The sequence below is a fragment of the Stenotrophomonas sp. 116085_Sma genome, from assembly GCF_056479585.1.
Genome location: NZ_CM151057.1, coordinates 3,881,372 through 3,904,156 on the forward strand (window position 1 = coordinate 3,881,372; position 22,785 = coordinate 3,904,156).

Below are 22,785 nucleotides of genomic sequence, written 5' to 3' on the forward strand. Positions count from 1 at the left end.
TTCCTGGATGCCCGCATGTCCGATGTCTCCGATGTGATCCCTGCCGTAGCCCTGCCGCGTGTGCCGGTAGCCGGTGGCGGCAGTTTCCCCGTGCACCGCATCTACTGCGTCGGCCGCAACTTCGCCGACCACGCCCGCGAAATGGGCGCAGCGGTGCCGGCGGCCGATGACCGCGGCCGCCCGATGTTCTTCAGCAAGCCGGCCGATGCGATCGTGGTCGGTCACGACGATGCCATCCCCTACCCGCCGGCGACTGCCAACCTGCACCACGAAGTGGAACTGGTGGTGGCGATCGGCAGCGATGCACCTGCCGGTGAGCTGGCCGTGGCCGATGCCGATGCACTGGTCTACGGCTACGCCGTGGGCCTGGACCTGACCCGCCGCGACCTGCAGGCCGCCGCCAAGGACAAGGGCCACCCGTGGGACGCGGCCAAGGGCTTCGATGCTTCCGCGCCGATCAGCGAAATCGTCCACGCCGAGGAAGTGGGCGACCTGGCCGCGCTGAACCTGTCGCTGGAGGTCAACGGCGAGGTGCGCCAGCAGGCGCTGCTGGACCAGATGATCTGGAACGTGCCGGAGATCCTGCACGAGCTGTCCAAGCTGTGGCAGCTGCGCGCGGGCGATCTGGTGTTCATGGGCACGCCGTCCGGGGTCGCCGCTTTGAAGCCGGGCGATCGCTTCAGTGCGCGCCTGGAAAACGTGGCCGAACGCCATGGCGTGATCGCGGGCTGACATCACCTGCGCTACCCTGCGCGCTGTCCACTTCCCCACCGGAGAACAACAACAATGGGAATGCTCACCGAGTTCAAGGAATTCGCGATGCGCGGCAACGTCATCGACCTCGCCGTCGGCGTGGTGATCGGCGCGGCCTTCGGCAAGATCGTGACCGCGCTGGTCGAGAAGATCATCATGCCGCCGCTGGGCTACCTGATCGGCCGCGTGGACTTCTCCAGCCTGGCCTGGACGTTGTCGCCGGCTCACCTGGGCCCGGATGGCAAGGAGATTCCGGCCGTGGTGGTTGGCTATGGCGACTTCATCAACACCGTCATCCAGTTCGTGATCGTGGCCTTCGCCATCTTCATCGTGGTCAAGGCGATCAACCGCCTGTCGCGCAAGCAGGAAGCAGCACCGGCCGCCCCGGCCGAGGAAGTGGTGCTGCTGCGCGAGATCCGCGACAGCCTGAAGAAGTAAGGGTACCGGGTGCCGTCGGCGCCCCTCCCACCTGTAGAGCCGAGCCCACGCTCGGTTGATCTGCAAAAGGCAGCCGAGCATGGGCTCGGCTCTACAGAAGCAGGCGAAAGCCCCGCTCCGGCGGGGCCTTCGCTTTGCCGGACATGGCGGAAAACAGCGTTCGCGCCAGGCATGACCTCCCGCCCATGCGCGGGCCTGAACGACTGTTAAGCTCCAAGGCTTGGTCCCTTCCGGAGTTGCCCATGCGTCGCCGCGTCCTTGCCATCGCATCCTCCCTCGCCCTGCTGGCCGCTCCGGCCTTTGCGGCGCCGCACATCACTACCCTGCCCCCGGCATCGCTGGCCACCGCTGCACAGCTGCGCGATCAGGCACTGGCCGACGACACCGGCTGGAAGGTGGTCGAATCGCTTACCACCGAAATCGGTCCGCGCATCGCCGGCAGCGAAGCCGACGCCCGCGCCGTGGCCTGGGCTGAGGCCAAGTTCAAGGCCCTCGGCTTCGACAAGGTATGGAAGGAGCCGGTGACGTTCCCGAAGTGGGAGCGCCGCAGTGAACACGCCGCCGTGACCGGCAGGAACCCGCAGCCGCTGCAGATCACCGCACTGGGTGGCAGCCCGGGCGGCACCGTGGAGGCCGAGGTGGTGCGCTTCGCCGACCTGGCCGCGCTGCAGGCCGCACCGGCCGGTTCGCTGAAGGGCAAGATCGCCTTCGTCGATTACCAGATGCTGCCGTTCCGCGATGGCCGCGACTACGGCCGTGGCGGCGCGATCCGCAGCAAGGGCCCGTCCGAGGCGATCCGCAAGGGCGCGGTGGGTTTCCTGATGCGCTCGGCCGGCACCGATTCGCACCGCGTGCCGCACACCGGCATCACCCGTTTCGATGACGGCCTGACCCCGGTGCCGTCGGCGGCGCTGTCGGTGCCCGATGCCGACCAGCTGGCGCGCCTGCTGGCCCGTGGCAGCACCACGGTGAAGGTCGCGCTGGATTGCGGTTGGGATGGCACCGCCACCTCGTACAACGTGATCGGCGAGATCACCGGCCGCAGCCTGCCGAAGGAAGTGGTGGTGATTGGTGGTCACCTGGATTCATGGGACCTGGGCACCGGCGCGGTGGATGACGGCGCGGGCGTGGGCATCACCATGGCCGCAGGCCACCTGATCGGCCTGCTCAAGCAGGCACCGAAGCGCACCATCCGCGTGATCGCCTTCGCCAACGAGGAACAAGGCCTGTACGGCGGCAAGGCCTACGCCGAAGCGCACGCCAAGGACGTGGCCCTGCACCAGCTGGCTGCCGAGAGCGATTTCGGTGCTGGTCGCATCTACGCCTTCAACACCGGTTCGCCGAACCCGGAAGGCTCGCGCGAAGCGACGAAGCAGATTGCCGAAGTGATGAAGCCGCTGGGCATCGAGTACCAGGCCGACAAGGGTGGCCCGGGCCCGGACGTCGGCCCGCTGGCCGCCAAGGGCGGTGCGTGGGCGTGGCTGGCGCAGGATGGTTCGGACTACTTCCACCTGCACCACACCGCCGACGACACGCTGGACAAGATCGACCCGAAGGCGCTGGCGCAGAACGTGGCCGCGTATACCGTGTTCGCGTACCTGGCGGCGGAAGCCGATGGCAACTTCGGCAGCGAGGCCAAGGCGACCACGCCGCCAAACGAGTGATGCGGTAACGCCGGGCTATGCCCGGCGAGTGAAGCGGTGGGAGCGGTGCGAACCAAGGTTCGCACCCACCAAGGCAGATCCCGCATCGGTAACGCCGGGCCATGCCCGGCGAGTGAAGCGGCAGGAGCGGTGCGAACCAAGGTTCGCACCCACCAAGGCAGATTTCGCACCCACCGGGCGCCACTCAGCCGCGTCGGCTTGCCCACTGCGCCAGCAGCACCGCCGTGGCCGAGGCCACGTTGAGGCTCTCCACCGCACCACTGCCGGGAATCGAGACCTGCAGATCGCACTGGCTCGCTAGGCCACGGTCCATGCCTTCGCCTTCGGCGCCCATCACATACACCAGCCTGTCCGGCAGCGACGCGCGGAACACGTCATCACCGCCCTCAACCAGCGTCGCGGCCAGGCCAAAACCGGCGCTGCGCAGCTGTGCCATCGCCTCCGCGGTCTCCGGCAACTGCACCAGCTGCACCGATTCCGCACCGCCTTCGGCCACGCGTGCGGCAGCACCGGACAGCGCCAGCGTGCTGCCTGCCGGCAGCAGCAGCGCCTTGACCCCGAAGTGCGCGGCCGAGCGCAGGATCGCGCCGAAATTGTGCGGATTGCCGACACCGTCCAGCCACAACGCCAGCGCCGGGCCTTCGCCCAGATCGGCCAGCCACTGTGCCAGCGGCACAACCGGCGCGCGCAGCACGTCGGCCACCAGGCCTTCGTGATGGGTGGTGGCAGCCAGCTTGTTCAGGTCGCCTTCCTCGACGACGCGATAGCCCACGCGGTTGGCCACGCACCACTTCAGCACCGGCTGCATGCGCGGAATCAGCGCGTCCACCAGGTACAGCTTGCGCAGCGCCTGCGGGCGCTTGGCGAACAGGGCCTGCACGGCGTTCCAGCCATACAGGCGCAGTTCGTCGTTGCCGCGCCCCGGCGGCGGCGGGGTGCCGCCCTCACGCGGAGGCAGCGGGGTGGCCCGCGGCGGTCGCGACGACGGGCGGCGGGCATTCTTCCAGGGATCATTCACTACGGGACAACTCCAGCTTGCGTTGACGCCAGAAATCGGCGTTCTTGATGCCCAGGGCATCGGGGTCGAAGATCGGATCCAGGCCGAGCTTCTTCTGACGTTCGTAATCACGCAGGGCCAGCATCGCCGGCTTCTGGATGATGAGGATGGCAATGATGTTCAGCCAGGCCATCAGGCCCACGCCGATGTCACCCAGCGCCCAGGCCAGGGTGGCATTGTGGAACGCGCCGAACACCACCATGCCGATGATGCCCAGGCGCAGCAGCAGCACGGTCAGTGGGCGCTTCTTGTTGTGGTTCACATAGCTGAGGTTGGTCTCGGCCATGTAGTAGTACGCCATGATGGTGGTGAAGGCGAAGAAGAAGATGGCGATCGAGACGAACGCCGAGCCCCAGCCCGGCAGCACCGCTTCAACGCCAGCCTGCGCGTAGCCCGCGCCTTCCGGAATGCCGGCCAGGCCCTGGAAGATCGGCGCGGCGCCGGGCACCGGCGAGTACACATTGTAGGTACCGCTGGCCAGGATCAGGAACGCGGTGGCGGTGCACACCATCATGGTGTCGAAGTAGATGGCGAAGGCCTGCACATAGCCCTGCTTGGCCGGGTGCGAGACTTCCGAGGCGGCCGCCGCATGCGGGCCCGAACCCTGGCCGGCTTCGTTGGCGTAGATGCCGCGCTTGATGCCCCACTCCACCGCCAGGCCCATCATCGCGCCGAACGCCGCGTGCGTGCCGAAGGCGCTCTTGAAGATGATGCCGAACATTTCCGGCACGCGGTCGTAGTTGATGATCATGATGACGATGGCCATCAGGATGAAACCGGCTGCCATGAACGGCACCACCACTTCAGCGAAGTTGGCGATGCGCTTGACGCCACCGAAGATCACCACGCCCAGCAGCAGGGCCACGACGATGCCGATGCCCAGCTTCAGCGCCTGCACGGACTCCATGCCGAAGGCCTGGCCATCGAGCGGACCGCACAGGGCAGTGCCGCGGCAGGCGTTGATGATGCTGTCGGCGATGGCATTGGCCTGCACGCCCGGCATCAGGAAGCCGGCAGCGATGATCGTGGCGATGGCGAAGGCCAGCGCGTACCACTTCAGGCCCATGGCCTTTTCGATGTAGTAGGCGGGGCCACCGCGGTAGCGGCCTTCGGCGTCCTTGGTCTTGTAGATCTGCGCCAGGGTGCATTCCACGTACGAGGTGGACGCGCCGAGGAAGCCCATCACCCACATCCAGAAGATCGCACCGGGGCCGCCGAAGGCGATGGCGGTAGCCACGCCGGCAATGTTGCCGATGCCCATGCGGCCCGCCATCGACATGGCCAGGGCCTGGAACGAGGACACGCCGGCGTCGGATTTCTCACCCCTGACGGTGAGGCGGCACATCTCGACGAAACCCCGGATCTGCATGAAGCGGGTGCGCAGGCTGAAGAACAGGCCGGCGGCCAGGCACATGAAGATCAGTGCCTTGCTCCAGATGATGCTGTTGATGAAATGTACGGTAGCTTCCACGCGCGCTCTCTCCAGTCGGCGGGTTGTAAGGACGTCCCGTCGGCTGGAGGGGACCGGTCGATTCTCCCTGATCGAAGGCCGCTGCGGTAGCGCTGTTTTGCAGAGCCGAGCCCATGCTCGGCTGCCGTCAGGGGCCCAAGCCGAGCATGGGATCGGCTCTACAGCGGCCCGCCCGCGTGTTCAGGGCAGCTGCGTGCGCACCCGGGCGAAGCGGCGCAGGTCGTGCAGCTCACCCCGCTTGTAGATCGCGCAGCGATCCACGCCCTCTTCCTGGAAGCCGTTCTTTTCCAGTACCCGTGCCGAGCCGAGGTTGAAGTCGACCACCCCGGCCTGCAGCCTGAACAGGCGCAGTTCGTCCATCACCCACGGCGCGAACAGGCCAACCACCCGGGTCATCAGGCCCCGGCCCCAGTAGGCCTGGCCCAGCCAGTAGCCCAGCTCGGCCATGTGTCCGCGCTCGGCCACACCCTGCTGGGCGCCGACGCTGCCGCAGGCCTGGCCGTCGATCTCGATGGCCAGGTTCAGCGTGCCCGGGGCCAGCACGCGCCCGCCCAGGAAGGCTTCGCCATCCTCGCGGGTGTACGGATACGGGAAGCGGTCACGCAGCCCACGCGAGACGTCCGCGTCATTGGCATGGCGCAGCAGCGATTCCAGATCATCCGCGCGCCAAGGGCGCAGCTGGAAGCCATCGCCCCGCAGCAAAGTGGCCGGATCAGGCATGGCCACCCACCGAGGGCGATTCCGCTTCCTGCTTCTCCAGCTCGCGCTTCACCGCTTCAGGCGAACGGGTGTACGGGGCCAGCCGCGCGTAGAACGCCGGCACCACGAACAGCGACAGGAAGGTGGAGAGGGTCACGCCGAAGATGATCACGATGCCGATCGTGCCACGGCTGGCCGAACCGGGGCCACCGGCCACCACCAGCGGGATCGCGCCGACCACGGTGGCGATGGAGGTCATCAGGATCGGGCGCAGTCGCACCATCGCCGATTCGATGATCGCCTCGCGCACGGTGCGCCCGTCGTCGCGCAGCTGATTGGCGAATTCGACGATGAGGATGCCGTTCTTCGCCGCCAGGCCGACCAGCATGACGATGCCGATCTGGCTGAAGAGATTCACCGTGCCCCCGCTCACCCACAAGCCGACCAGCGCACCGAGCACGCCCAGCGGCACGGTCAGCATGATGGTGAGCGGGTGGATGAAGCTTTCGAACTGCGCGGCCAGCACCAGGTAGACCACCAGCAGGGCCATGGCGAAGGTGAGCAGCACCGCGCCACCAGCGCTTTGGTACTCGCGCGATTCACCCTTCCAGTTCACCTGCGCGTACTGCGGCAGCTCTTCCTGGGCCACGTTCTGTGCCCAGGCAATGGCTTCGCCCAGCGGATAGCCCGGCGCCAGGCCGGCACTGATGGTGATCGAACGCAGTCGGTTGAAGCGGTTCAGGGTGCCGGCCTCAGCCACTTCACTCAGCGTGACCAGGTTGGACAGCGGCACCAGCTCGCCGGAGGTGGCGCGCACGCGGATCGCGGCCAGGTCGGCCGGGCTGGCGCGGCCGTCACGCCCGGCCTGCACCAGCACGTCGTACTCCTCGCCGTTGTCGACGAAGGTGGTGACGCGGCGCGAGCCCATCATGGTTTCCAGCGCAGAACCGATCGCGGTGACCGGCACGCCGAGATCGGCCGCACGCTGGCGGTCGATGTTCACCCGCATCTGCGGCCGGGTTTCCTTGTAGTCCGAGTCCGGGCCGACCAGGCCGGGGTTGTCGGCCATGCGCAGCAGGATACGGTCGCGCCACTGCGCGATCTCTGCATATTCCGGGCCACCCAGCACGATCTGGAATGGCTGGCCGCCACTGCGCACCAGGCCGCCACCGACCTGGGTACGCACGCGCACGCCACGGATGGTGTTCAGTTCCTTCTGCAGTTCGTTGGCCACGTCCGGGGTGGCCTCGCTGCGCTGGCGCCACGGTTGCAGGAAGATGCTGACGCGGCCGGTGTGCATCTCTTCGCTGGCACCGAAGCCACCGGGCACGCGCGGGTTGGCACGCACGATCGGCTTGTCCGGGCCGACATGCGGCGCCAGCAGCGCTTCCACCTGCTGCACCTGCTGCACGGTGTAGTCGTAGCCGGCGCCTTCCGGGCCGTCGATCATGATCTGGAACGAACCACGGTCTTCGGCAGGCGCAAGCTCCGACGGCAGCAGCTTGAGCAGGCCCCAGCTGGCGGCCAGCGCGGCCACCATCACCAGCAGGTAGATCCAGGTGCGGTCGACATGGTGATCGAGCACCCGCCCATAGGCACCCGCCAGGCGTTCCAGGTTGCGGTTGATGAAGCCGTGCAGGCCCCGCGGTGCCTGCCCGGTGTGCGGCTTGAGCAGCTTGGAGGCCATCATCGGCGTCAGCGTCAGCGCCACGAACGCGGACAACGCCACCGCTGCCGCCAGCGCCACTGCCAGTTCGCGGAACAGGCGCCCGGTGTTGCCTTCCAGGAATCCAACCGGCAGGAACACCGCCACCAGCACGGCGGTGGTGGCGATCACCGCGAAGGCAACCTGTGCGGTGCCGCGCTTGGAGGCCACCAGCGGTGGTTCGCCCAGGTCGATGCGGCGCTGCACGTTCTCCACCACCACGATCGCATCGTCCACCACCAGGCCGATGCACAGCACCAGCGCCAGCAGGGTCAGCAGGTTGATCGAGAAATCGAACGCATACAGCGCGATGAACGCCGCCACCAGGCACACAGGCACGGTCACCGCTGGAATCAACGCGGCGCGGAAACTGCCGAGGAACAGCCAGATCACTGCCAGCACCAGGATCATCGCTTCCACCAGCGTGGCGTAGACGCGGTCCACGGCGGCTTCGATGAATGTGGTGTTGTCGAAGGCGACGAAGATCTGCGTGCCCTTGGGCAGGGTCAGCGCCACCCGCTCGGCTTCAGCGCGCGCGGTACGCGCAACGTCCAGCGAGTTGGCGGTGGAGGTCTTGACGATGCCCAGGCCGATGCCCGGCTCGCCGTTGCTGCGGTAGTACGCGCGGCGTTCGGCCGAGGCCAGCTCGATCTTCGCCACGTCACCCATGCGCACCACGTAACCGTCGCGCCCCTTGCCCAGCGGGATGGTCGCGAAGTCTTCGGGCTTGATGTAGTTACGCTCCACGCGCAGGGTGAAATCGCGGTCGGTCGACTCGATGCGGCCGGCCGGCAGTTCCACGTTCTCGTTACGCAGCGCGGTTTCCACGTCGCCGGTGGTCAGGCCGCGTGCGGCCAGTTGGTCACGGTCCAGCCAGATGCGCATCGCATAGCGCTGGCGGCCGCCGATGCGGACCTGGGCCACGCCATCGAGGCTGGAAAAGCGATCGACCACGTAGCGGTCGGCGTAGTCGCTCAGCTCCAGCGTGTCCATGGTCGAGGAGACCATGTTGAACCAGATGATCGGGTCGGCATCGCTTTCGACCTTGGCGATTTCCGGCGGCCGCGCTTCTTCCGGCATACGGTCGGCAACGCGGCTGACCGCATCACGCACATCGTTGGCCGCCGCTTCGATATCGCGGTTGGAGGTGAACTCGATACTGACCTGCGAGCGGCCGTTGGTGCTGCGCGCGTTGATGGTGTCGATGCCCTCGATGCCGGCCAGCGCGTCTTCCAGCACCTGGGTGATGCGGCTTTCGATGACCGCCGCCGACGCGCCGGTGTAGTCCACCGACACCGACACGATCGGCGGATCGATGGCGGGCAGTTCGCGCAGGGTCAGGCGGGTGAAGGACATCACGCCCAGCACCAGCAACAGCAGGCTCATCACCACGGCGAACACCGGCCGCTGGATGGAGATGTCGGACAGCTTCATCCGCCGTGGCCCTCGGCCGCGACCGGTGCCGGCGCGTCAGCCGGCTTCGCGCCGCTGGCCGGTGCCGCATCCTTGGCCGTGACCTTCAGGCCCGGGCGCAGCTTGCCGGTGCCGTCGACCACGATGCGCTGGCCGGCCTCCAGGCCCTGCTTGATCTCGACCACGCCGGCACGGCGCGCACCGGTCACCACGTCCACGCGCTCGACGCTGTCGTCGCTCTTGATGCGGTACACGAACGTGTCGCGGCCGACCTGCACCACGGCGATTTCCGGCACCACCAGCGCTGGGCGCTCCGGGCGGAACAGGCGCACGTCAAGCAGCATGCCCGGGCGCAGCGCGTGGTCGCCGTTGGCGAAGTCGGCACGCACGGTCACCGCGCGGGTGGCCGGATCGATGCGTGCGTCGATGGTGCTGACCACGCCCTCGAAGGTGCGGCCGGGCCATGCCACGCTGGTGGCGCTGACCTTGTCACCGACGCCCAGTGCGGCCAGTTCCACTTCCGGCACCTGGAAATCGATGTGCATGTGCTCGATATCGTCGAGCGTGGCGATCACCGTGGTCGGCGTCAGCAGCGAGCCAGGGCTGACCTGGCGGATGCCAAGCACGCCGGCGAACGGCGCGCGCACACGGCGATCACCGATGTCGGCCTGCATCTGCATCACGCGCGCCTCAGCGGCATCACGGATCGACTTCTGCGTATCCAGCGTGGCGCTGGACACCAACCGCTGGGAGGCCAGCTCGCGCTGGCGCTTGTACAGCTGGTCGGCCTCGTGGAACGTGGCCTGCGCCTGCACCAGCGCCGCTTCCTGGGCCTGGCCGCGCAGGGTCACGATCGGCGCACCGGCGGCGATGTGCTGGCCGCTTTCGAAATGCACCTTCTCGACGATTTCGCTGACCTTGGCGGTGACGCTGATCGACTCGCGTGCCTTGGCGGTGCCCAGCGCCTGCAGGGTGTCGTTCCACTGCGTGGGCTGCACGAGCTGCGCGGTAACCGGCACTGCTTCGCCCTGCCGACGCGCGGCGGCCTCCTGTTTGCCTGCGCACCCGGCCAGCACGGCCAGGCTGAGGCCAAGGGCCAGGGTCGAAGCGATACGAGCCAACATGAACGGTCCTGATTGATCCACGGCCGCCGAGTGTAGGCAAGGGCCCGCAAAAGCGGTATGTGCCAAGCGTTTACCGGCGTGGAACCGAAGCCGTGATAGCGCCTTGAACCCGTTCCGTGCAAGGCTGCCCATGGCGGTGTCGGCGTGTGTCGGGGTGTATCCAGCGCCCCATTGCCAGTGCCGTCATCGTAGAGTCGAAGCTGCCCGACGGAGGGCGTTGGGCAGGGGGCGGATCCTGGCGGGGATCCGGCCCCGTTTTTTTGCCCGGTGCATGGGTAGCGCCGGGCCATGCCTGGCGGATCAATACCGGTAATTCACCTTCATCCAGACGCTGCGCCCGGGCTCGTTGATGCGCACCGGATCGGCCGGGAAGCCGAAGTCGGCGCTGCCGGCCAGGTTCAGGTGCTCGCTGTAGGCGCGGTCGAACAGGTTGTCGACACCCGCGCTGAGCTGCAGCTGCGAACTGAAGCGATAGGCGGCGTTGAGCGCGAACGTGGCGAAACCAGCACTGGGACCCAGGTCCTGGGCCACCACGTTGCCTTGGCCATCTGCGACACGATGCTGGTGGGTCACCGCGCGCAGCAAGGCCCCCGCGCTCCAGCGCTGGCCTTCCCAGTTCGCACTCAGGCGCGCTTCCAGCGGCGGCATCTGCGGCAGTGGACGCTGCTGGTCGCGGTTCTCGCCCCAGGCATAGGCCAGCGTGCCCCCCAGTTTCCACTGCTCGGCCACACTCACTTCCAGCCCCGCCTCGGCACCGGCGATGCGCGCATCGATGTTGCTGGCCTGGCTCATGCCCATCATGCCGCTGCCGTGATAGGTGAACAGGATGTAGTCCTGGATCTGCCCGGCGTAGGCCGAGACCCAGGCCTGCACGCGCGGGCCCTTGTACTGCAGGCCGACGTCGAGCTGGGTGGTGCGCTCGGGCTGGATGCCGGCGAAGGCGTTCGGTGCACCGGCCGGACCGTGATCGGGTGAGAACAGCTCCCAGTAATCGGGCATGCGCTGGCTGTGGCCGAGACCGGCATACCAGGTCAGGCCGTCGGCCAGGTCCTGTTCGTAACGCAGGAAACCACTGCCCAGCCATTCCTTGCGACGCTGGCCCGAGGTCGCATTGGGCATGTTCCCCATCATGCCGCGGATCGACTGCCGCTCATCGCGCACGCTGGCGCGATCGATGCGCAGGCCACTGATCCAGCGCTGGTCGGTGCCGGCACCCAGGGTCAGTTCGCTGAACACGCCATAGCGACGGAAGCTGGCATCGGTCTCCCACGCCGCCTGCCGGTAGGTATCGCGGCCCATGCCCATGCGGCCGCGGTGGCGGCTGTCTTCGCCATCCACACCCGCCACCAGCTGCACGTCCTGCCAGCGCCACTCGGAACTGACGCGGCCGCCCTGGGTACGACGGTCCACGTTCGAGGCCATCGGCATCGGCATCATGCTGTTGGGATTCGGCGTGCGCAGCGTGTAGTTGTCCATCACGTGGTCGGCTTCGTTGTAGTACACGTTGGCCTGCACCACGTCCCACGCGCCCGGCAGGTTGCGCTTCTCGAAGCGTGCCGCGTAACTGGTGCGCTCGAACGCGGCGCCGTCCATGCCGCGCCCGGCATAACGCGCGATCGCATCGCCGGCACCGGCGGAAATTTCCAGCAGCGTATCGGCGTCCGGCGTCCAGCCGATCGCCACATCACCGTTCCACTTGCGCCACTTCGACGGCACCACATCGCCGTGGCCGTCCTTGTAGTCATCGGCTTCAGAACGGTTGCCGCTGGCACGCACATAGCCGGTCGGGTTGCCCAGGGTCAGGTCCAGTACCTGGTCGTTGCGGTTGCGCGAACCGACCAGCGCACTGGCATCGGCACGCAGGCCCGGCTCCTCGAAACGCGGCGTGTCGCGCTCGAAGCGCACGGTACCGGCCGAGGCACCGGCGCCCCAGCGCACGCTCTGCGGGCCCTTGATGATGGTCAACCGGTCGAAGCTCTCCGGCGCGATGTAGGACAGCGGATTATCCATGCGCGACGGGCAGGCACCGATCAGGTTGCCGTCGTTGCTGAGGATGTTCAGGCGCGACCCGAACATGCCGCGCAGCACCGGGTCGCCGTTGGTGCCGCCGTTGCGGATGGCGGAGAAACCGGGAACGGTTTTCAGGTAATCGGCACCATCACTGGCCGGCACCGGCTGCCGCGGCAGGCGCGGATCGGTCACCCAGTGCAGCGGCGAGGACGGTGCGGCGGCGGTGACCACCATCGTGTCGAGGGTGCGCGCTTCTTCGGCAGGCGCAGCGTGGGCCAGTGACGCGGCCACGGCCAGGCCAAGGGCAACCGGCAGGCGCGCGCAGGCGCCCGCGGGGCGGGAAGTCATTTTCATCGGAACAGCTCCAGGGTACGCACACGCGCACGGCGCCCGGTCAGGCGTCGTGCGGCAGATTCATGGGGATATCAGCGGACGATGGAGACGCGTGGTGGCCCACGTGCGGCATGTGCTGGCCAGTGCAGCGCGGGCAGCGCCTGCTGCGACCACGGGAACACCAGGCGCGGCCGCCACAGCAACGGCAACAGCAGCACCAGCACCGCCAGCCACGGCAGCAGGCGCATGGCCAGCACGCAGTACTCGCAGGCTTCGCCGTGCATGGCGTGGGGATCGGCGGGGCGACTGGGCGCTGTCGTCGCAGCGTTGTGCTGCTCGTGCCCGGCCATGGCCATGTCGTGCATGTCATGACCCATGGCGGCGTGGTCCATCGGCGGCGCCTGCAGCGCGCGGCTGACCAGCGGCGCAAGCACCATCAGCAGCGTCGCCAGGATGGCGAGCTGGAGCAGAAGGCGCTGCGGGCGGGACAGGCGGGTCACCCCGCTAGTGTAGAGGCGGGTCGAGGGTTGCCCGTGCGACGAACCGTCGCAGGAGGGGGTTTGTCGGCAGGGCTGCGCCCTGCACCTGCCGAATCAACGTCAACGTCAAAAGCGGGCAATCCGTGGGATGGCGGGGTGGGTACGGTTGCGGGGGACGCCGTGAATACCTCCATGTAGGCTCGGTCGCCGCATCCATGCGGCTCACGCCCCCGCAACCGGACCCACCCCGCCTTCGACAGATTTCTGCGATCTGTCGGAACGGCTTTGGGGTCAGATCCGTTTTCCGAAGGAAAACGGATCTGACCCCAGATGTATTTCGATATCTGACAGCTTTCATCCACGCATGGCGTGGATCTACCGTGTCGACCAAGGTCGACACCTACCAACAGCCATCGGAATCTGTCAGAGGTGGGGCGGTGTCGGAGTGCGGGGTGTCAGCCGCATGGATGCGGCTGCCAAGCCTACATGGACGTACTTGCGGCGTCCCCGCACTCCGACACCGCCCCGCCCCCCCTGCGGATAGCCCGCTTTTGACGTTGACGTTGCTCCGGCTTGTAGCAGGTGCAGGGCGCAGCCCTGCTCGACCTACCTCACACCGTGATGGTCTGGGTCAGCGATTCCCACGTCGGTGGCACCGGCCACGCGGCGGCCTGGTTGCCATCCAGCACCCTTCGCAGATCGCGCGGATCAATCTGCGGTGCCAGCACATGCACCAGTTCCAGCGCGTAATCACGCAGCACCCGGTCGCGCGGCAGCACCGCCCAGGCGATGCACTCGCTGATAGGGTCCGGCGCCGGCCACGATCTCAGGTCTTCGTCGTTGGAACTGACCGCCATCTCGGCCAGCAGCCCCACGCCCAGCCCGGTGCGCACGTAGGTCTTGATCAGGTCGGCGTCGAGCGCGGTCAGCGCCAGGTCCGGCACCAGCCCGTTGGCGGCGAAGGCGCGCTGCAACGACGAGTTCGGGCGGGTCGAGGATTCATAGCTGATCAGCGGCTGGCGGGCCAGCGCGGCCAGGTCCGGTGCACGACCGGCGCGATCCAGTGGATGGCCCTTGGGCACCACCACCAGCCGTCGCCAGCGGAACAGCGGCACCGCGATGCCATCGGTGGGTTCGCCACCGGCGGTACTGATGATCGCGATATCGGCATCGCCCTGGTTGAGGCGGTCCAGTGCGTCGGCCTCACCGGCCTGCTGCAGGTGCACGCTCACCTGCGGGTAGGCCTGCTTGATGGCTGCCACCGCCGGCGGCAGCACGAAGCGCGCCTGGGTGTGGGTGGTGGTCAGGATCAGCTGGCCCTGGCTCTCGCGGCGCTGGTTGGCAGCGTAGGTGCGGATGTTGTTGGCCTCGGACAGCACCGCGCGGGCGCGGGCGATCACCTCGGTGCCGGCCGGGGTGACCGATTCCAGGCTGCGGCCCTTGCGCACGAACAACAGGAAGCCGAGCTCGTCCTCCAGCTGCTTGAGCTGCTTGGACAGGCCGGGCTGGGTGGCGTGCACGCGCGAGGCGGCCAGCGTGATGTTCAGCTCGGCGTCGGCGATGGCAACCAGGTAGCGCAGCTGGGTCAGCGTCATGGGAGGCGGGCGGCGTGGGGCGGAGGTCCACTCTAGGGTCAATTGCCGTCACCAGCTTATAACCAAAGGTTGTTTAAGAAAGGTATCTGGTCATTTCCGGGCGTCATATGCCGGCGCTACGGTCAGCCGGCAGCCGCTGGCCTAACAGCCAGCCCTCCCCCCTTCGCCCGCCGAAGCCCGGCGCGGCCCCGTTTCCGGAGCGCTTCCATGGCCCTGTACGACTCCATCCTCGATACCGTCGGCAACACCCCCATCGTCAAGCTGCAGCGCCTGGCGCCGCCGCAGGTCAGCCTCTACGCCAAGGTCGAGTCGTTCAACCCGGGCGGCTCGGTGAAGGACCGCCTGGCGCTGGCGATCATCCTCGATGCCGAAGCGCGCGGCGTGCTGAAGCCGGGCGACACGATCGTCGAGGCCACCTCGGGCAACACCGGCGTGGCGCTGGCGATGGTGGCCGCCGCGCGCGGCTACAAGTTCGTGGCGACCATGGTCGAGACCTTCTCGGTGGAGCGCCGCAAGCTGATGCGCGCGTATGGCGCGAAGGTGATCCTGACCCCGGCCGCCGAACGCGGCAGCGGCATGGTGCGCAAGGCGCGCGAACTGGCCGAGCAGCACGGATGGTTCCTGGCCAGCCAGTTCGCCAACCCGGCCAACCCGGCGTATCACCGCAACACCACCGCCGCCGAAATCCTGCGCGACTTCGCCGGCAAGCGGCTGGACTACTTCGTCAGCGGCTGGGGCACCGGCGGCACGCTCACCGGTGTGGGTGAAGTACTGAAGGTCGCGCGCCCGCAGACCCGCATCATCGCCACCGAGCCGGCCGGCGCCGCACTGCTGAAGGGCGATGACTGGAAGCCGCACAAGATCCAGGGCTGGACCCCGGACTTCGTGCCGGACGTGCTCAACCGTGATGTGGTGGATGAACTGGTCTCGGTGGACGACGACCGCGCCATCGCCACCGCGCGCCGGCTGGCGGCGGAGGAAGGCATCTTCGTCGGCATCTCCGCCGGCGCCACCGTGGCCAGTGCCCTGGACGTGGCCGCACGTGCCGAACCGGGTTCAGTGATTCTGGCCATGCTGCCGGACACGGGTGAACGCTACTTCTCCACGCCGCTGTTTGCCGATGTGAACGAAGGCTCCGACGACGAGTGGCTGGCCGGCCTGCCGTGATGCGATTCGCCGGGCCATGCCCGGCGTGCGCCCCGCTTCAGCCTGCGTGAAGGCGTCGCCCGCCATCGTGCGTGAAGGCCGTCGGATCGCAGCGCGTGAGACGGTCATGACGCAGTATCGATGCCCTGTCCCCTACCGTGGGAACAGCCGGCGCAGATGCTGCGCGGATCACCTCACAGGCAGGAGACGGACGCATGAAGATCGAAGTTTGGCAGGGCGACATCACGACCCTGGCGGTGGATGCGATCGTCAACGCGGCCAACGAAACACTGCTCGGTGGCGGCGGTGTCGACGGCGCGATCCATCGCGCAGCGGGCCCTGCATTGCTGTCCGAATGCGAGCAGCTACCGGAGCTGCGCCCGGGCGTGCGTTGCCCGACGGGCGAGGTGCGCGCCACGGCCGCATATGCGCTGCCGGCACGCCACGTACTGCACACGGTCGGCCCGGTCTGGCACGACGGCCAGCGCGATGAACCGGCACTGCTGGCCAACTGCTACTGGAAATCGCTGCAGCTGGCCGAGTCGCTGGGCGTACAGTCGATCGCGTTCCCGGCCATCAGTTGCGGCGTGTATGGCTATCCGCTGTACCGGGCTGCACAGATCGCGGTGACGGAAACACTGGCATGGCAGCGCAGCCACGCGCAACCGATGCGCATCGTGCTGGTCGCGTTCAACACGGCCACCGCCAAAGCCTACCAGCAGGCGCTGGCCGCCGCCGGCCAGAGCACGGAAAGCGAGCCACGCGGCGCGATGCTGCCGCCGCTCGGCGATGCGGGCCTTGCCGCCGCGCATTGAAACGCGGCACAGCATGGAAAAGAAAAGGCCGGGCATTGCCCGGCCTTTTCCATTGCACCGTTGATGTCATCCACGCATGGCGTGGATCACCCTCAACGGCTGGCAGCTTCCACCGCAGCAGCGTCATCGGCCACGGCGGCTGCAGCGTCAGCAGCAGCGCGGGCCGCGGAGGCGGCAGCACCGTCAGCGCTGGCACCATCCACCTGCACGCGCACTTCCACCATGCCTGCGCCATTGTTCAGGCTGGACACGTCGACGGTGTAGTGGCCGGCCGGCAGGGTCTCCTCCAGGCGCGAGTTGGTACCGTTGCCACCGTCGTCGTCGGTCAGCTCGACATCGCCACCGACCACGCGCAGCACGGTATCGACCTGGCTGGAGATCGCATCCAGGCGCACGTCGGCGGGACGATCCAGCGTCAGCAGGAAGCGGCGACGGCCTTCGTTGTCCAGCATGGTGTACACGCTGCCCGACTTCGGCAGGGCAGTGCCATCGCGCTCGACCAGATTGCCCGGCAGTTCGATGCGGGTGGCAGACAGGGTGAACATGCCATTGACACCGCTGCCGAGGCCGCGCGCGGTCAAGGTGTACTTGCCCGGCTTCAGCGACAGGGTCAGCCGCGAGTTGGTGCTGTCGTTGCCATCGTCGTTTTCGGCTTCAACGCCCTGGCCCGACAGCTTCAGCACCGGATCGAAGACGTCCGACACCAGGCGGATTTCGTACAGGCCGGTCTTGTCCACCTGCAGGGTGTAGTCCTGCGAGTCACTGGCCAGCATGTCCACGATTTCGCCACTGCCCGCCAACGGCTTGCCGTCGTAGGGTTTCAGCTTCTCGGCGCGCAGGCGATACGGACCAAAGGCGGTCGGGCCATCGGCATTGACCGCCACCTGGTAGGTGCCGCCGCCATTGGCACGGAACGCCAGCGAGACGTCGCCTTCGCGTTCGTAACCGGTGTTGCTGGTGGAAACAAGGCTGCCGTTGTTGAACACGGCGATCGAGCCGCTGAGGGCACCGGTGAGCTTCAGGCCGACCAGGTCCTTGTCTTCCAGCTTGATCTGGTAGAGCTGGTGATGGCTGCCGTCGTTGAAGTTGATGCCGCTGCGCGAGGTGATCTCGCCGGACACCGGCTTGTCGAAATCGAGCGACGCGGCCTTGCCTGCGTCACCACTGCTGCCGATGCGGTTGCAACCGCCGGCGACCAGGACCGCGGCAACGGTCAGTGTGAGTACTGCCAAACGCATGTTGTTTCTCCTTGGCCTTCCATGTAGTTCCCGCGTGCCGGCCGGGCGCGCGGGGCCGGAAACGATACCCGCAAAAGCAAACGCCGGCGTGATGCCGGCGTTGCCCTGTTCATCCAGCGATGGGACGGATCAACCGTTCCACTTGCCCAGCGCGGCCAGACCGTTGTCCTTGGCGCGCTCGTACACGGTCTTCTGGGCAGCGGCGTAGTTGCCCTTCATGTCCTTGGCCCACAGCTTCAGCGCGGCCTGCTGCATGGCGCGGCCGTAGGAGAAGCTCAGCGGCCACGGCAGGTTGCCCAGCTGGTTCATCGCGTTCAGGTGCTCGGTCGACTGTTCGTCGCTCTGGCCACCGGACAGGAACACCACGCCCGGCAGGATCGCCGGCACGGTGCTCTTCAGGCACATCACCGTCGACTCAGCCACTTCCTCGACGTCGGCCTGCTCATCGCAGTTCTTGCCGGAGATGACCATCGACGCCTTCAGGATGGTGCCTTCCAGCAGCACGTTCTGCTGGTACAGCGCGTCGAACAGCGAACGCAGGGTGGCTTCGGTGACTTCGTAGCAGGTCTCGATGTCGTGGTCGCCGTCCATGATCACTTCCGGCTCGACCATCGGCACCAGGCCGCATTCCTGGCACAGCGCGGCGTAACGGGCCAGCGCGTGAGCGTTGGACTCGATGCAGGTGCCCGACGGAATGCTCTCGCCGATGTTGATGACCGCACGCCACTTGGCGAAGCGCGCGCCCAGCTTGTAGTACTCCTGCAGGCGCTCGCGCAGGCCGTCCAGGCCTTCGGTGACCAGCTCGCCCGGGCAGCCGGCCAGCGGGTGCGCACCCTTGTCCACCTTGATGCCCGGAATCATGCCGTGGTCGGCCATGTACTTGGCGAACGGCACGCCGTCCTTGGTCGACTGGCGGATGGTTTCGTCGTACAGGATGGCGCCGGAAATGTGCTCGTTGAGCTTCGGCGTGGTCAGCAGCAGCTCGCGGTAGGCACGACGGTTCTCCTCGGTGTTCTCGATACCGACGCCGGCGAAACGCTTGGCGATGGTAGCGGTGGATTCGTCGATCGCGATGATGCCCTTGCCCGGGGCGACCATGGCCTGGGCGGTTTCGGCCAGCTGTTCGATGCTCATGTATTTCCTGTGGCGGGTGCGGGAAAAACGTAAGTATAGCCCCGCTGCCCGTTGCCCCGGTGTCGAGGGCAGGATGGAAACGATTCCAAGTCTGCACAGGACAAAGAATGTCCTGCCGTTGGGGGTCAGAGCCCCTGCGGGGATCTGACCCCGGGCCGGATCCGCATGGCGGCTCCCGCCCGATGCGGCCCTTTCTTACAGGTCGCCCAGGCCGATGGCGCGGCCGTCGTCGCCCACTTCCAGCAGGCGCAGGGTGTTGGTCGCGCCCAGGGTTTCCATATGCTCACCGCTGGTGAACACGACGCGGTCGCCGGCCTGCAGCAGTTCGGCTTCGACCAGCAGGCGGATGCTGCCCCGCGCCGCTTCGCGCGGGGTCAGGCCACGGCTGTCGAAGTTGATCGGGTAGACATCGCGCATCAGCGCCATCTGACGGCGTGCGCCGTCATGGCGGGTGACCGCGAACACCGGCGCCTTGGCACGGAAACGCGACAGGTAACGCGCAGTGCCACCGGATTCGGTCATCGCCACGATCGCGCGCACGCCCACGTGCTGGGACAGGAACATGGTGGCCATGGCAATGGCCTGGTCGGCGCGTTCCAGGTTGCGCGGCGAAGCGTTGAAGTCGGTCTCGGTCTGGAACTGGCGCTCGGCCCCCAGGCAGATGCGCGCCATCGCTTCGACGGCCTTGACCGGCCAGGCACCGGCAGCGGTCTCGGCCGACAGCATCACCGCATCGGTGCCGTCGATGACCGAGTTGGCCACGTCCAGCACTTCGGCACGGGTCGGGATCGGGCTTTCCACCATCGACTGCAGCATCTGCGTGGCGGTGATCACCACCTTGTTCTGCGCCAGCGAGGCCTTGATGATCTTCTTCTGCAGGCCCGGCAGTTCGGCATCGCCGATTTCCACGCCAAGGTCGCCACGGGCCACCATCACCACGTCGCTGGCCTCGACGATTTCTTCCAGGTTCTCGATGGCCTCGGTGCGCTCGATCTTCGACACCAGCGCAGCATCACAGCCATGCGAGCGGGCGATGTCACGCGCATCGTTCATGTCCTGCGCGTTGCGGCAGAACGACACGGCGATGAAGTCGACGCCGATCTTGGCGACGATGCCGATCAGCTCCTTGTCACGCTCGGTCAGCGCGCCCAGCGACAGGCCGCCGCCCTGCTTGTTCAGGCCCTTGCGGTCGGACAGCACGCCGTCGTTGAGCACGGTGTTGATGATGCGTTCGCCCTGCACCTCCACCACCTGCAGCTGCATCAGGCCGTCGTCGAGCAGCAGCACATCACCCGGGCCGACGTCCTGCGGCAGGCCGAGGTAGCTGACACCGACCTGGGTGGCATCACCCGGGCCGGCGTTGGTGCTGGCGATCAGGTCGAAGCGGTTGCCCGCCTTCAGTTGCACCTTGCCTTCGGCGAAGCGCTCGATGCGGATCTTCGGGCCCGGCAGGTCGGCCAGGATGCCCACTTCCACGCCCACGCGGGCGGCGGCGGCACGCACTTCGGCGGCCCGCTTGGCCTGGCCGGAGGGGTCACCATGGCTGAAGTTGAGGCGCACCACGTTGACGCCGGCGCGGAACAGATCCTCCAGCACGCCCGGCGGATCGGTGGCCGGGCCGAGGGTGGCAAGGATCTTGGTGCGACGCTGACGCTCGAACATGGTGAATGGGCCTCTCCCGATAAAGAACGGAAATTAGCACATCCTTCACGTCGCATGTATACGGTTACAGCCTTGTGCTGCCTGACTTCGCGGGTCATGGAACGGACATGGTCCGGACATACGCTGGCGCAGGGCATTCTGTAGAGCCGAGCCCATGCTCGGCTGGGTACACGCCGAAGCAGCCGAGCATCGGCTCTACAGGAGCCTAGGCCAACAGCGTGGTCAGCTGTGCCGGCTCACGGGCCAGCTGGCCCGCACCGGCTTCGGTGAGTTCCGCTTCGCCACCAAAGCCCCACAGCACGCCCACGCTTCGCAGACCGTGGTGGCGCGCGCCCTCGATGTCCATGCGGCGGTCGCCGATCATCCAGCACTGCGCGGGCTGCACCTGCAGCCGACGCAGCGCTTCGCCGACCAGCTCCGGCTTGTGGCTGCGCGAGCCATCCAGGGTCGAACCGACGATCTCCTCGAACAATCCACCAAATGGCAGATGGGCGAGGATGCGCCGCGCGTGTGGCTCGTTCTTGGCAGTGACCACCGCCAGGCGGTGGCCACGACCATGCAGCGCGCGCAGCGTGTCTTCAATCTGCGGGTACACCGTGTGCTCGCGCCAGCCTTCGGCGTCGAAGCGCTCGCGGTAATAGCCCACCGCCTGCTCCACCCGCGCCGGTTCACCGAACAGCGGCGCGAAAGTGGTGCGCAGCGACGGACCGATCCAGCCCAGCAGCGTTTCCTGCGCCGGCACCGGATGGTCCATCTTCTGCAGCGCGTAGGCGATGCAGGCGGTGATGCCCACCTGCGAATCGATCAGCGTGCCGTCCAGGTCGAAGAACAGGACATCCTTGCCGTGGTCGGCACTCATGCGCCGCGCGCGTCGAGTGCCGCCACTGCCGGCAGGGTCTTGCCTTCCAGGAACTCCAGGAACGCGCCGCCACCGGTGGAGATGTAGCTGACGTCCTTGGCGATATCGAACTTGTCGACCGCCGCCAGGGTGTCGCCACCGCCCGCGATGGAGAAGGCCGGCGAGCTGGCGATGGCGCGGGCCAGTGCCTCGGTACCCTTGCTGAAGGCCTCGAACTCGAACACACCGACCGGACCGTTCCAGACCACGGTGCCGGCCTTATCGATCAGCTGCGCGTACTGCGCGGCGGTCTGCGGGCCGATGTCCAGGATCAGGTCGTCTTCGGCAACGGCGTCGACCGCCTTCACTTCCGCAGCGGCATCAGGCAGGAACTGCTTGGCGGTGACCACGTCCACCGGCAGCGGAATGTCGGCGCCACGCGCCTTGGCATCGGCCACGATCTTCTTCGCGGTATCCAGCAGGTCCGGTTCGTACAGCGACTTGCCGACGTTGTAGCCGGCGGCGGCGATGAAGGTGTTTGCGATGCCACCACCGACGATCAGCTGATCCACCTTGCCGACCAGGTTGGCCAGCAGTTCCAGCTTGGTGCTGACCTTGCTGCCGGCCACGATGGCCAGCAGCGGCTTGGCCGGTGCATCCAGCGCCTGCGCCAGCGCGTCCAGCTCGGCCATCAGCAGCGGGCCACCGGCAGCGACCGGTGCGAAGCGGATGACGCCGTGGGTGGATGCCTGGGCACGGTGCGCGGTGCCGAAGGCATCCATCACGAACACATCGCACAGCGCGGCGTACTTCTTCGACAGGGCTTCATCGTCCTTGCCCTCGCCGACGTTCATGCGGCAGTTTTCCAGCAGCACCAGCTGGCCCGGCTGCACGTCGACGCCATCGACCCAGTCGCGCACCAGCGGAACCTCGCGGCCCAGCAGCTCGGACAGGCGCGCCGCGACCGGTGCCAGCGAATCAGCTTCGCTCCACACGCCTTCCTTCGGGCGCCCCAGGTGCGAGGTGACCATCACCGCCGCGCCCTGCTCCAGTGCGCGCTTGAGCGTCGGCAGCGAAGCGGTGATGCGCTGTTCGGAAGTGATGCGGCCATTCTCGATCGGCACGTTCAGATCCTGGCGGATCAGCACGCGCTTGCCGGAGAGGTCGAGGTCGGTCATGCGGACGATGGACATGGGCAACTCTTTGGCTCA

At 67.3% G+C, this 22,785-nt stretch carries 18 protein-coding genes; 5 read left to right on the forward strand and 13 right to left on the reverse strand.

Annotated features, from left to right (window positions below; all coding sequences use genetic code 11):
- The first annotated feature begins 15 nt into the window (after positions 1 to 15).
- From ACZK0Z_RS18070 to ACZK0Z_RS18080, 3 genes are all read left to right on the forward strand, one after another.
- Positions 16 to 732 (forward strand): fumarylacetoacetate hydrolase family protein, encoded by a 717-nt coding sequence (locus ACZK0Z_RS18070; protein ID WP_049429897.1) that lies wholly within the window; start codon positions 16 to 18, stop codon positions 730 to 732.
- Positions 733 to 786: 54 nt separating this feature from the next.
- A complete protein-coding gene (mscL, locus tag ACZK0Z_RS18075; RefSeq protein WP_049429896.1) occupies positions 787 to 1,191 on the forward strand; it encodes a large-conductance mechanosensitive channel protein MscL in 405 nt (134 codons plus the stop codon).
- A 242-nt stretch (positions 1,192 to 1,433) separates the two neighbouring features.
- Positions 1,434 to 2,855, forward strand: coding sequence for a M28 family peptidase (locus tag ACZK0Z_RS18080; RefSeq protein ID WP_197633146.1), 1,422 nt, complete (start codon positions 1,434 to 1,436; stop codon positions 2,853 to 2,855).
- 184 nt (positions 2,856 to 3,039) lie between these two features.
- Here ACZK0Z_RS18080 and ACZK0Z_RS18085 read toward each other — a convergent pair whose 3' ends face one another.
- The 8 genes from ACZK0Z_RS18085 to ACZK0Z_RS18120 all read right to left on the reverse strand — a co-directional run bounded on the left by ACZK0Z_RS18085 (position 3,040) and on the right by ACZK0Z_RS18120 (position 14,741).
- The gene (locus ACZK0Z_RS18085) at positions 3,040 to 3,873 is read right to left on the reverse strand and encodes a TrmH family RNA methyltransferase (protein WP_049429892.1); all 834 of its coding nucleotides are present in this window, start codon (positions 3,871 to 3,873) and stop codon (positions 3,040 to 3,042) included.
- The gene (locus ACZK0Z_RS18090) at positions 3,866 to 5,383 is read right to left on the reverse strand and encodes an alanine/glycine:cation symporter family protein (RefSeq protein ID WP_049429891.1); all 1,518 of its coding nucleotides are present in this window, start codon (positions 5,381 to 5,383) and stop codon (positions 3,866 to 3,868) included. Before ACZK0Z_RS18090 ends, ACZK0Z_RS18085 begins: the two co-directional genes overlap by 8 nt.
- Before the next feature lie 180 nt (positions 5,384 to 5,563).
- The gene (locus ACZK0Z_RS18095) at positions 5,564 to 6,103 is read right to left on the reverse strand and encodes a GNAT family N-acetyltransferase (protein ID WP_197633147.1); all 540 of its coding nucleotides are present in this window, start codon (positions 6,101 to 6,103) and stop codon (positions 5,564 to 5,566) included.
- Positions 6,096 to 9,221 (reverse strand): efflux RND transporter permease subunit, encoded by a 3,126-nt coding sequence (locus ACZK0Z_RS18100; RefSeq protein WP_197633148.1) that lies wholly within the window; start codon positions 9,219 to 9,221, stop codon positions 6,096 to 6,098. The genes ACZK0Z_RS18095 and ACZK0Z_RS18100 overlap by 8 nt, the downstream gene beginning before the upstream one ends.
- Positions 9,218 to 10,324 (reverse strand): efflux RND transporter periplasmic adaptor subunit, encoded by a 1,107-nt coding sequence (locus tag ACZK0Z_RS18105; protein WP_197633149.1) that lies wholly within the window; start codon positions 10,322 to 10,324, stop codon positions 9,218 to 9,220. Before ACZK0Z_RS18105 ends, ACZK0Z_RS18100 begins: the two co-directional genes overlap by 4 nt.
- Positions 10,325 to 10,624: 300 nt before the next feature.
- Entirely contained in the window at positions 10,625 to 12,688 is a 2,064-nt protein-coding gene (locus ACZK0Z_RS18110; protein ID WP_197633150.1) for a TonB-dependent copper receptor, read from the reverse strand.
- A 71-nt stretch (positions 12,689 to 12,759) separates the two neighbouring features.
- Positions 12,760 to 13,167, reverse strand: a complete 408-nt coding sequence (locus ACZK0Z_RS18115; protein ID WP_197633151.1) for a DUF2946 family protein — start codon at positions 13,165 to 13,167, stop codon at positions 12,760 to 12,762.
- Between the two features lie 590 nt (positions 13,168 to 13,757).
- On the reverse strand, positions 13,758 to 14,741 hold the full coding sequence (locus tag ACZK0Z_RS18120) for a LysR family transcriptional regulator (RefSeq protein ID WP_049427427.1): 984 nt from the start codon (positions 14,739 to 14,741) through the stop codon (positions 13,758 to 13,760).
- 207 nt (positions 14,742 to 14,948) lie between these two features.
- On the opposite strand from ACZK0Z_RS18120, the gene cysK reads away from it, so the two are divergent.
- The gene (gene cysK, locus ACZK0Z_RS18125; protein WP_106551328.1) at positions 14,949 to 15,908 is read left to right on the forward strand and encodes a cysteine synthase A; all 960 of its coding nucleotides are present in this window, start codon (positions 14,949 to 14,951) and stop codon (positions 15,906 to 15,908) included.
- 194 nt (positions 15,909 to 16,102) lie between these two features.
- Positions 16,103 to 16,702 carry an O-acetyl-ADP-ribose deacetylase gene (locus tag ACZK0Z_RS18130; RefSeq protein WP_197632854.1) on the forward strand — a complete coding sequence of 200 codons (600 nt, stop codon included), beginning with the start codon at positions 16,103 to 16,105 and terminating at the stop codon, positions 16,700 to 16,702.
- Between the two features lie 92 nt (positions 16,703 to 16,794).
- Here the strand turns inward: ACZK0Z_RS18130 and ACZK0Z_RS18135 are convergent, their stop codons facing one another.
- From ACZK0Z_RS18135 to ACZK0Z_RS18155, 5 genes are all read right to left on the reverse strand, one after another.
- Complete coding sequence (locus ACZK0Z_RS18135) at positions 16,795 to 17,940, reverse strand: ABC transporter substrate-binding protein (protein ID WP_197632856.1); 1,146 nt, start codon at positions 17,938 to 17,940, stop codon at positions 16,795 to 16,797.
- Between the two features lie 129 nt (positions 17,941 to 18,069).
- Positions 18,070 to 19,074 (reverse strand): class I fructose-bisphosphate aldolase, encoded by a 1,005-nt coding sequence (locus ACZK0Z_RS18140; protein ID WP_049427418.1) that lies wholly within the window; start codon positions 19,072 to 19,074, stop codon positions 18,070 to 18,072.
- 195 nt (positions 19,075 to 19,269) lie between these two features.
- Positions 19,270 to 20,736, reverse strand: a complete 1,467-nt coding sequence (pyk, locus tag ACZK0Z_RS18145; RefSeq protein WP_049427416.1) for a pyruvate kinase — start codon at positions 20,734 to 20,736, stop codon at positions 19,270 to 19,272.
- A 205-nt stretch (positions 20,737 to 20,941) separates the two neighbouring features.
- A complete protein-coding gene (locus tag ACZK0Z_RS18150; protein ID WP_049427413.1) occupies positions 20,942 to 21,595 on the reverse strand; it encodes an HAD hydrolase-like protein in 654 nt (217 codons plus the stop codon).
- Positions 21,592 to 22,767 (reverse strand): phosphoglycerate kinase, encoded by a 1,176-nt coding sequence (locus ACZK0Z_RS18155; protein WP_197632857.1) that lies wholly within the window; start codon positions 22,765 to 22,767, stop codon positions 21,592 to 21,594. Before ACZK0Z_RS18155 ends, ACZK0Z_RS18150 begins: the two co-directional genes overlap by 4 nt.
- Positions 22,768 to 22,785: the final 18 nt, after the last annotated feature.

Bases quoted from the DNA above. Each gene is read 5' to 3' on its own strand.
- ACZK0Z_RS18070 (WP_049429897.1), top strand. From the start codon at position 16: ATGTCCGATGTCTCCGATGTGATCCCTGCCGTAGCCCTGCCGCGTGTG.
- mscL (WP_049429896.1), top strand. From the start codon at position 787: ATGGGAATGCTCACCGAGTTCAAGGAATTCGCGATGCGCGGCAACGTC.
- ACZK0Z_RS18080 (WP_197633146.1), top strand. From the start codon at position 1,434: ATGCGTCGCCGCGTCCTTGCCATCGCATCCTCCCTCGCCCTGCTGGCC.
- ACZK0Z_RS18095 (WP_197633147.1), bottom strand. From the start codon at position 6,103: ATGCCTGATCCGGCCACTTTGCTGCGGGGCGATGGCTTCCAGCTGCGC.
- ACZK0Z_RS18100 (WP_197633148.1), bottom strand. From the start codon at position 9,221: ATGAAGCTGTCCGACATCTCCATCCAGCGGCCGGTGTTCGCCGTGGTG.
- ACZK0Z_RS18105 (WP_197633149.1), bottom strand. From the start codon at position 10,324: ATGTTGGCTCGTATCGCTTCGACCCTGGCCCTTGGCCTCAGCCTGGCC.
- ACZK0Z_RS18110 (WP_197633150.1), bottom strand. From the start codon at position 12,688: ATGAAAATGACTTCCCGCCCCGCGGGCGCCTGCGCGCGCCTGCCGGTT.
- ACZK0Z_RS18120 (WP_049427427.1), bottom strand. From the start codon at position 14,741: ATGACGCTGACCCAGCTGCGCTACCTGGTTGCCATCGCCGACGCCGAG.
- cysK (WP_106551328.1), top strand. From the start codon at position 14,949: ATGGCCCTGTACGACTCCATCCTCGATACCGTCGGCAACACCCCCATC.
- ACZK0Z_RS18130 (WP_197632854.1), top strand. From the start codon at position 16,103: ATGAAGATCGAAGTTTGGCAGGGCGACATCACGACCCTGGCGGTGGAT.
- ACZK0Z_RS18135 (WP_197632856.1), bottom strand. From the start codon at position 17,940: ATGCGTTTGGCAGTACTCACACTGACCGTTGCCGCGGTCCTGGTCGCC.
- ACZK0Z_RS18140 (WP_049427418.1), bottom strand. From the start codon at position 19,074: ATGAGCATCGAACAGCTGGCCGAAACCGCCCAGGCCATGGTCGCCCCG.
- pyk (WP_049427416.1), bottom strand. From the start codon at position 20,736: ATGTTCGAGCGTCAGCGTCGCACCAAGATCCTTGCCACCCTCGGCCCG.
- ACZK0Z_RS18150 (WP_049427413.1), bottom strand. From the start codon at position 21,595: ATGAGTGCCGACCACGGCAAGGATGTCCTGTTCTTCGACCTGGACGGC.
- ACZK0Z_RS18155 (WP_197632857.1), bottom strand. From the start codon at position 22,767: ATGTCCATCGTCCGCATGACCGACCTCGACCTCTCCGGCAAGCGCGTG.